Annotated in this window: 7 protein-coding genes, 1 tRNA gene and 1 pseudogene; 7 read left to right on the top strand and 2 right to left on the bottom strand. The window is 72.1% G+C overall.

What is annotated here, in order from left to right:
• Positions 1–237 (bottom strand): annotated as a pseudogene (locus tag DBR36_RS18495) (MarR family transcriptional regulator); the annotation flags it as partial.
• A gap of 103 nt (positions 238–340) precedes the next feature.
• Here DBR36_RS18495 and DBR36_RS13430 point away from each other — a divergent pair.
• From DBR36_RS13430 to DBR36_RS13400, 7 genes are all read left to right on the top strand, one after another.
• Positions 341–412: transfer RNA gene (locus DBR36_RS13430), tRNA-Gln, on the top strand.
• A gap of 1 nt (position 413) precedes the next feature.
• Entirely contained in the window at positions 414–1,862 is a 1,449-nt protein-coding gene (gene glmU, locus DBR36_RS13425; RefSeq protein ID WP_108320175.1) for a bifunctional UDP-N-acetylglucosamine diphosphorylase/glucosamine-1-phosphate N-acetyltransferase GlmU, read from the top strand.
• Positions 1,852–2,886 (top strand): ribose-phosphate diphosphokinase, encoded by a 1,035-nt coding sequence (locus tag DBR36_RS13420; RefSeq protein WP_108320173.1) that lies wholly within the window; start codon positions 1,852–1,854, stop codon positions 2,884–2,886. Before glmU ends, DBR36_RS13420 begins: the two co-directional genes overlap by 11 nt.
• Before the next feature lie 236 nt (positions 2,887–3,122).
• Complete coding sequence (locus tag DBR36_RS13415; protein ID WP_108320171.1) at positions 3,123–3,611, top strand: hypothetical protein; 489 nt, start codon at positions 3,123–3,125, stop codon at positions 3,609–3,611.
• Between the two features lie 5 nt (positions 3,612–3,616).
• On the top strand, positions 3,617–4,492 hold the full coding sequence (locus DBR36_RS13410; protein ID WP_108320169.1) for an FAD:protein FMN transferase: 876 nt from the start codon (positions 3,617–3,619) through the stop codon (positions 4,490–4,492).
• Complete coding sequence (locus DBR36_RS13405) at positions 4,489–6,042, top strand: FAD-dependent oxidoreductase (RefSeq protein WP_108320167.1); 1,554 nt, start codon at positions 4,489–4,491, stop codon at positions 6,040–6,042. Before DBR36_RS13410 ends, DBR36_RS13405 begins: the two co-directional genes overlap by 4 nt.
• A gap of 43 nt (positions 6,043–6,085) precedes the next feature.
• A complete protein-coding gene (locus DBR36_RS13400; protein WP_108320165.1) occupies positions 6,086–7,057 on the top strand; it encodes a S41 family peptidase in 972 nt (323 codons plus the stop codon).
• A gap of 19 nt (positions 7,058–7,076) precedes the next feature.
• On the opposite strand, the gene DBR36_RS13395 is transcribed toward DBR36_RS13400, so the two are convergent.
• Positions 7,077–8,477 carry an ATP-binding protein gene (locus DBR36_RS13395; protein WP_308810960.1) on the bottom strand — a complete coding sequence of 467 codons (1,401 nt, stop codon included), beginning with the start codon at positions 8,475–8,477 and terminating at the stop codon, positions 7,077–7,079.
• Positions 8,478–8,639: the final 162 nt, after the last annotated feature.

The following is an 8,639-nucleotide window of genomic DNA, read 5'->3' as shown; positions in this document are numbered from 1 at the left end:
GCTCTCGCGACACCTCGACATCGCCCGCAAAGAGGCGTTCCGTCGCAGCGACATCGAATCGTGGGAGTGGGACGTGCTGTCGGCGCTGCGACGGAACGCCTCTTTGCGGGCGATGTCGAGGTGTCGCGAGAGCCGAGCGACGCGCGAGAGCACCTCGAGGGGAGAGAAGTCCAGGTCGGGGCGCTGACGCACCCACGCGTCGACGATGCGGTCGACCTCGTCGCTGTCCCGGCTCACCCCCTCATTATGTCGAGAGCCCGTCCCCGTGAGCGCGCCGCCGGCACCGGACGAACGCCCGGCGTCCACGTCTGGCAGACTTGACCGGTGCCCGCGGGCACGGTCCGCCGTGGTGTAACGGCAGCACGACAGCCTTTGGAGCTGTTAGGTCTAGGTTCGAATCCTGGCGGCGGAGCATGACATCACCGACCGAGTTGGCCGTCGTCGTCCTCGCAGCGGGTCAGGGAACGCGCATGCGCTCCCGAACTCCCAAGGTGCTGCACCCGGTGGGTGGCCGGCCGCTCGTCGGTCACGTGCTCGACACCGCGGCCTCGCTCGACCCGGCCCGCATCGTCGTGGTCGTGCGCCACGAGCGCGAGCTCGTCGCCGAGACCGTGACGGAGCTCGCCCCCGGCGTCGTGATCGTCGATCAGGACGAGATCCCCGGCACGGGTCGAGCTGTCGAGGTCGCCCTCGACGCCCTCGGAGACTTCGCCGGAGACGTGCTGGTGCTCAGCGCCGACGTCCCCCTGCTCGAGACGGGCACGCTCACCGAGCTCCTCGCGACCCACCGCACCGGCGGCAGCGCCGTGACGCTGCTGAGTGCCCGCGTCGACGAGCCGTTCGGCTACGGCCGCATCCTGCGCGACGAGGCGGACGGCGTCCGCCGCATCGTGGAGCAGAAGGATGCCACGGCCGACGAGGCCGCGGTCACCGAGATCAACGTCGGGGTCTACGTCTTCCAGTCGGCGCCGCTGCGCGAGCAGCTCGCGCTCGTGGGGACGGCCAACGCACAGGGCGAGAAGTACCTCACCGACGTGATCGGGCTCCTGCGCGACGCGCAGCGCGGGGTCTCGGCATCCCTCACCGCCGACGCCTCAGCCGCGCTCGGCGTCAACGACCGCGTGCAGCTGTCCGAGGCGGGGCGCACGCTCAACGCCCGCACGGTGCGACGCTGGCAGCTCGAGGGCGTGACCGTGGTCGACCCGTCCACGACCTGGATCGACGTCACCGCGACCCTCGCCCCCGACGTCACGATCCTCCCCAACACGCACGTGCGGGGCGCGACGGTGATCGCGGCCGGCGCCACGATCGGCCCCGACACGAGCCTGGTCGACTGCGAGATCGGCGAGGACGCCACGGTCACCCGCACCGACGGCACGCTCGCCGTCGTCGAGGCCGGTGCGACCGTCGGTCCCTTCGCGTACCTGCGCGCCAACGCGCGCGTGGGTGTCAACGGCAAGGTGGGCACGTTCGTCGAGGTCAAGAACTCCTCGATCGGCGAGGGCAGCAAGGTCCCGCACCTGTCGTACATCGGCGACACCGAGATCGGTCGCGGCGTCAACCTGGGTGCGGGCGCGATCACCGCCAACTACGACGACATCGCCAAGCACCGCACCGTCATCGGCGACGAGGTGCACAGCGGATCGCACAACGTCTTCGTCGCGCCGGTTACGATTGGAGCCGGTGCCAAGACGGGTGCCGGAGCGGTCATCCGCAAGGACGTCCCGGCCGGTGCCCTGGCGCTCAGCGTGTCCCCCCAGCGCAACATCGAGGGGTGGGTCGAGAAGAACCGACCGGGTACTGCAGCGGCCGACGTGGCCGCGCGGGCTCGGGCTGAACAGGAAGCGGCCGATGGCTCGTAAGAAGAATCGTGTAGACCTCGACCGCGACAACGGCATCGCCCCCGGGCTCGTCGCCAAGACCAAGAAGCGGCTCGTCGTCGCGTCGGGTCGCTCGCACCCCGAGCTGGCCGCGCAGGTCGCGCAGCACCTGGGCACCGAGCTGGCGCCCACCGAGCACCGCACCTTCGCCTCGGGCGAGATCTACACCCGCTTCGAGGTGTCGATCCGCGGATGCGACGTCTTCGTCGTGCAGTCCTTCGGCCCGCCGGTCAACGAGTGGCTCATGGAGCTGCTCATCATGCTCGACGCGCTCAAGCGCGCGTCGGCCAAGCGCATCACGGTCGTCGCCCCGTACTTCCCGTACTCCCGTCAGGACAAGAAGGGCCGCGGCCGCGAGCCCATCAGCGCTCGTCTGGTCGCCGACCTGCTCAAGACCGCCGGCGCCGACCGCATCATGAGCGTCGACCTGCACGCCGCGCAGATCCAGGGATTCTTCGACGGCCCGGTCGACCACCTGTTCGCCAAGCCCGTGCTGCTCGAGCACTTCGAGCAGGGCCTGACCGGCGAGGACCGCGAGACCCTCACGGTCGTCTCTCCCGACATGGGCCGCGTGCGCGTGGCCGACACCTGGTCCGACAGCCTCGGCGCGCCTCTCGCGATCATCCACAAGCGTCGCGACCCGAAGGTCGCCAACCAGGTCTCGGTGCACGAGATCGTCGGTGACGTGAAGGGCCGCACCTGCCTGCTGGTCGACGACATGATCGACACCGGCGGCACCATCCAGAAGGCTGCGCAGGCGCTCAAGGCCAGCGGCGCCCGCAAGGTCATCGTCGCGGCCACGCACGCCATCTTCAGCGACCCGGCCACGCAGCGACTCCAGGATGCCGCGATCGACGAGGTCGTGGTCACCGACACCGTGCCGCTGCCCGTCGAGCGGCGTTTCGACCGCCTGACAGTGCTGCCCATCGCCCCGCTGCTCGCCCGCGCGATCCACGAGGTGTTCGAGGACGGCTCCGTGACGAGCATGTTCGGCGGCGACGCGTAACGTTCGATCCTTGCGCGCAGCCGTCTCCCTCCCGGAGGCGGCTGCGCGCGTTTGGGGCTCGGCGCCGCCGTCAGTTCCCCGCGGGCGTGCGGGGCGGCTCTCCGATACGGGGGAGCGGTGGCGGCCCGGACGCCGGCTCACAGGCCGCACAAAAGAATGAACCGGCTCGGCGCCGAGGTCGTGTCCCTACCGTGAGCACGAACCGCGCCGCGAGGCACGACCGAAGGAGGACCCCCATGATCCGCACCGCAGCCGTACCCCGTCCCGTCCGCATCGGCACCGCCCTGCTGGGCGTCGCCGGCATCGCCACCCTCGCCGGGTGCGCGGGAGGCGCCACCGGCGCGGCCGCCCCCGCCGAGAGCGCCGCAGCCCCCGCCGCCTCGTCGCCCGCCTCGACCGGCGCCGCCGCGGGGTCGAGCGCGTCGGGCACGTACAAGGACGGCCAGTACGAGGCCACGGGCCAGTACGCCACGCCCGAGAGCGTCGAGACGGTCGACGTGACGCTGACGATCGCCGGTGACACGGTCACGGCCGTCGAGGTCACCGGAGACCCGCAGGCCGCGGAGTCCCGCCGCTATCAGAGCGAGTTCATCGGCGGCATCCAGGACGAGGTCGTCGGCAAGAAGCTCGACGAGATCTCGGTCAGCAAGGTCGCCGGCTCCTCGCTCACCAGCGGCGGGTTCAACAAGGCCGTCGACGCGATCAAGACCGAGGCCAAGGCCTGACCGACATGCCCGCCCCGACCGCGACGCGCGCGTCATGGACGTTCGACGCGATCGGCACGTCGTGGGCGATCGAGACGGCGGCGCCCCTGCCCCCGCTCGCCCGCGACGCCGTGGCCGCGGCCGTGGACCGGTTCGACCGCGAGTGGTCGCGCTTCCGCGACGACTCGCTGGTGTCGGCGCTCGCGGCGGGGCGGGTGGCATCCGTCCCCCTTCCCGAGGACGCGGATGCCATGCTCTCGCTGTACGACGAGCTCGACGCGGCGACCGGTGGGGCGGTCAACCCGCTCGTGGGCGAGGCGCTCGCGCGACTGGGCTACGACGCGCGCGTCAGCCTGATGCCGCGGGGGGAGCCGCGTCCGGCTCCCGCGTGGCGCGAGACGCTGCGGTGGGACGGCTCGCTCTCGCTCGCGGCGCCCGCGACGATCGACGTCGGTGCGCTCGGCAAGGGTCGGCTGGTCGATCGGGTGCTCGACGTCGTCGCCTCCCACGCGCCGGGCGACGTGGTCGTCGACGCCTCGGGCGACCTGGCCGCCCGCGGCGCGCCCGTGCGCGTCGGTCTCGAGCATCCGTACGACGCCTCGCGCGCGATCGGCGTCGTGACCGTGGCAGACCGGGCCCTGTGCGCCTCGGCCATCAACCGGCGGGCGTGGGGCGACGGACTGCATCACGTCCTCGACGCCCGTACCGGTGCACCCGTGCGCGCGTACGCGGCGACGTGGGCGCTGGCCGAGACGGCGATGCGGGCCGACGCCCTGGCCACGGCGCTGTTCTTCGACGGCGGGCCCGAGCTGGCGGCATCCTGGGATGCCGACTGGGTCCGCATGAGCACCGACGGGCGCGTGGAGTGGTCGCCCGGATTCGACGGAGAGGTCTTCTCATGAGCGCAACGCTCACCGCGGGGTCGACCCGCGTGCTCGGCGTGATCGGCCGGGTCTCGATGTACCGCCTGGTGCTGTCGGCGGTGGGCCTGCTGGCGGTGATCTCGCTCGTGCTGTCGTTCGCCGGTCTGGTGGTACCGCAGCCGCTGGAGCTCGTTGCCAGCATCGTGGTGCTCACGATCGCGTGCGCTCTCACCGACGCCGTGGCGCAGAAGATGCTCCGGATGCCGCTCCGCCTGGAGTCCTCGCTGATCACCGCCGCGATCCTGCTGTTCGTGGTGCGCCCGAGCGTCGAGCCGCTGGGCCTGGCGGGACTCGCGATCGCGGGGGTCGTGGCATCCGCGAGCAAATACGTCCTCGCCTGGCGGGGGCGCCACATCTTCAACCCGGCCGCGACCGGGGCGACGGTGCTGACCGTCCTCAGCGTCTTCGCCCCCGACCTGGGCGGGTCGGCGTGGTGGGTGGGGTCGCCGTGGTTGGCGGGTCCCGTTCTCGTCCTCGGTGTCGTGCTGCTGCTGCGCACCGACAAGCTGCCGATCGTCGTGACGTTCTGGGTCGTGGCGATGACCGTGGCGTTTGCTCGCACGACCGTGCAGTTCCAGGCGGCGGGCTTCGCGGTCGACGTCCCGGCGGTGCTGTCGCAGGTGGCGTTGTCGTCGCCGTTCCTGTTCCTCGGCGCCTTCATGCTGTCCGAGCCCCTCACCCTGCCGCCGCGCCGTGCACAGCAGTACGCCGTCGCGATCCTCGTCGGCGTGCTGGCGGGATGGCCGCTGCCGGTGGGCGAGATCACCCTGGGCCAGGAGCGAGCGCTGCTGGTCGGCAACCTGCTGGCGTTCCTGTTCTGCCTGCGGGCGGCGGTGCGCCTGCGCGTCGAGGGGCGGCGCGACCTCACCCCCACGGTGCGGGAGCTCACTTTCCGCGCGGCCCGGCCGTTCCGGTTCTCTCCGGGGCAGTACCTCGAGCTCGACGTGCCGCACCGCCGGCCCGACGGGCGCGGCACACGACGGGAGTTCTCGATCGCCTCGGCGCCCGAGGATCTGCCCGAGGTGCGGATCGCGTTCAAGGACGGGTCGCTGTCGTCGTACAAGCGCGCCCTCGCCGCCGTCGAGAACGGTTCCACGCTCGCGGTCACGGGGGTGTGGGGCGATTTCGTGCTGCCGTCGCGCCCGACGGCGCCGGTGCTGCTGGTCGCGGCGGGGATCGGGGTGACCCCCTTCGTATCGCAGCTGCGTCACCTGGTGGCCTCGGGCCAGCAGCGCGACGTCGTCCTGGTGTACGTCGTGTCGGAGGCGGCGGAGCTGGCGTTCCGCGACGACATCGCCGCGAGCGGCATCCCGGTGGTGGTGTTCTCGCGCGACGAACCGTCGGATCTCCCCGCCAACTGGACGTGGGCGGGACCGGACCGGGTGGATGCCGACGCCCTCGTCGCGGCGGTGCCCGACATCGCGCGTCGCGCGGCCTACGTCTCGGGACCCCCGCGGCTCATCTCGGCGCTCGCCCCGGCGCTGACGAGGGCGAAGTCGCTCACCACGGACGCGTTCGCGGGGTACTGACGCGCGCTTGGCATCGTGCGCCGCGAAGGGAGAGAGTGGGGGCATGCGCTCCCTCTCCCACCCCTGGGGCGGCCTCGCGGCTGTGTTCGCCGCGGCGGTCGCGCTCTGCGCCGGGTGCGCGGGCCCGACGACCGACACCGCGGTGTCCGCGTACGTGGACGCCGCCATCGCCGAGATGCGTGACGGCATCCACGCGGATTCCGAGGAGTTCCGGCGGGCGGTCGACGACCTGGGGCCGACCCTGCGCGCGGCCCCCACGATCGAGGACACTTACGCGGGCCTGCAGCAGCTGGCGGTCGCTGCGGGCGGAGAGCACTCGAGCTTCGCCCCACCGGTCGATGTCGCCGCCTACGAGGCGGCCGATCAGCCCGGGGCGGCTTTCGCGGTGCCGACCGCGTCGACCTCCGCGGGCGTGACGCGAGTCACGCTGCCCTCGTTCAACGGTCAGTCCGCCGAGGCGATGTCGGCGTACGTCGACGCCGGATTGACGGCGATGCGGGATGCCGTGCCCACCACCACCTGTGGATGGATCATCGACCTGCGCACCAACGGCGGGGGCAATGCCTGGCCGATGCTCGCGGTCGCGGCCCCGCTGCTCGACGACGGCGACGTCGTGGGACTGCAGCGCGACGGCGAGATCGCCTGGGCGCGGGTCGAGGACGGGGGAGTGGTGTCCACGCCCGGCGGGCCCGACACGACCACGCCCGGGGGCTTCACGATCGACGCGCCCGTCGCGCTGATGACCTCGTCGATGACCGCGAGCGCGGCCGAGATCGTGGCCATCGCCTTCCAGGGGCAGGCCGATGCCGTCCGCGTCGGCAAACCGACCGCGGGGCTGACGACCGGCAACGAGGTGCGCGAGCTCAGCGACGGGTCGTGGCTCATCCTCACCACCACCTACGACGTCGACCGCGCCGGAACGCTCCAGAACGGCCCGCTGATCCCCGACGTCGAGGTGGCACCGGGACCCGACCTCGAGGCGGCGCGGACGGCGGTCACCTCGCGCTGCGGGTGAGCCCCGGCATCCGTTCCGCTCAGGCCGGGTCGGCGGGCTTCGCCGGCAGGCGCACCTCGAACGTCGTGTCACCCGGCGTGCTCCGCACCGTGATGGTGCCGTGGTGGGCGTCGACGATGGCCTTGGCGATCGACAGGCCCAGTCCCGTACCGCCGGTCTTGCGGTCGCGCGAGCGGTCCGCGCGGGCGAAGCGCTCGAACAGCTGCGAGGCGACCGAGGGGTCGATGCCGGGGCCGTCGTCGTGCACGCGCAATACCGCTTCGGAGCCCTCGTGCGCCACCGAGACGGCCACGACGCTGCCGGCGGGGGTGTGCGTGCGGGCGTTGGCGAGCAGGTTCGCGACCACCTGGTGCAGGCGCGAGGCGTCGCCCGCGAGCTCCACGGGGGTGTCGGGGACGTCGATCGTCCACGAGTGATCCGGCCCCGCGGGACGCGCGTCGCCCACGGCCTCGACCGCGAGCCGGGTCAGGTCGACCGAGCCGTAGACGAGCTCCTGCCCCTCGTCGAGCCGGGCCAGCAGCAGCAGATCCTCGACGAGCGTGGTCATCCGCAGCGACTGCGCCTGGATGCGCTCGAGCGACTGTTCGGTCGTCTCGACGGCCAGGGCGATCCTCTGGCGGCTCTCGTCGTCCTGCGCCTGCCGCATGGCGCGCAGCGACAGCTCGCTGAAACCGCGGATGGATGCCAGGGGCGTCCGCAGTTCGTGACTGGCATCCGCCACGAACCGGCGCATCATCTCTTCGTTGCGCTGACGTGCCGAGAGCGAGGCGTCGACGCGGTCGAGCAGGGTGTTCAGCGCGGAGCCCACCTGGCCGATCTCGGTGTGCGCGTCGACCTGCTCGGCGGGCACGCGCTCGGTGATCGAGACGTCGCCCTGGTCCATGCGCAGCGAGGCGACGCGCGTGGCGGTCTCGGCGACGGCGCGCAGGGGACGCAGCCCCAGACGGATGACGATCGCGATCACCACGGCGAGCAGCAGCAGACCGCCGGCGGTGACGAGGGCGACGGTGGTGAGGATGGCGCCGATCGTGCCGGTCACCTGCGACAGGGGCAGCCCGACGAGGAAGAGGGAGTTGCTCCCCGGGGTGGGGAACGAACGGACCAGGTACTCTCCGAGGTTCGGCAGCTCCACCGTCTGCGCGTTCGGGTCGGCCGCCTGCAGGCTGTCGGCGATCCGGCCGAGATCGTCGTCGGTGAGGGCGCGAGCCCCCGTGTCGCCGACGACGGCTCCGGTGATGCCGCTGCGGGAGTTCATGACGAGCAGGGTGCCCGAGTCGAAGAATCCGGACTGCAGCACCTGCTCCGCGGTGCTCTGGAACGCCGTCCGCGGCTGGATCGACGACGCGGCCTCGTCGACCTGCGCCCCCAGGTTCACGTACAGCACCTGACTGAGGATGGCGCTGGTCGAGATGCCGATCATCACGAGGATGAACGCGACCATCCCGATCACGGCGGTCATCAACCGCGCTTGCAGCGTCCACGGACGGCCGAAACGCTTCTCGGCGCCGTGACCGGGATCGGTGGCCGGGTCGGCGGCGCGCTCCGCGGGAGAGGCCGCGGGGGGAACCGGGGGAGCCGGCCG

It is taken from the genome of Microbacterium sp. HMWF026 (genome assembly GCF_003061325.1).
Taxonomy (GTDB): domain Bacteria; phylum Actinomycetota; class Actinomycetes; order Actinomycetales; family Microbacteriaceae; genus Microbacterium; species Microbacterium testaceum_E.
Note: the sequence above shows the minus strand (reverse complement) of the source record. Positions and strands in the feature narration are given on the sequence as shown.

Excerpts from the sequence above, each read along its gene's own strand:
- DBR36_RS13420 (WP_108320173.1), top strand. The coding sequence starts at position 1,852 with ATGGCTCGTAAGAAGAATCGTGTAGACCTCGACCGCGACAACGGCATC.
- DBR36_RS13410 (WP_108320169.1), top strand. The coding sequence starts at position 3,617 with ATGCCCGCCCCGACCGCGACGCGCGCGTCATGGACGTTCGACGCGATC.
- glmU (WP_108320175.1), top strand. The coding sequence starts at position 414 with ATGACATCACCGACCGAGTTGGCCGTCGTCGTCCTCGCAGCGGGTCAG.
- DBR36_RS13395 (WP_308810960.1), bottom strand. The coding sequence starts at position 8,477 with ATGATCGGCATCTCGACCAGCGCCATCCTCAGTCAGGTGCTGTACGTG.
- DBR36_RS13400 (WP_108320165.1), top strand. The coding sequence starts at position 6,086 with ATGCGCTCCCTCTCCCACCCCTGGGGCGGCCTCGCGGCTGTGTTCGCC.
- DBR36_RS13415 (WP_108320171.1), top strand. The coding sequence starts at position 3,123 with ATGATCCGCACCGCAGCCGTACCCCGTCCCGTCCGCATCGGCACCGCC.
- DBR36_RS13405 (WP_108320167.1), top strand. The coding sequence starts at position 4,489 with ATGAGCGCAACGCTCACCGCGGGGTCGACCCGCGTGCTCGGCGTGATC.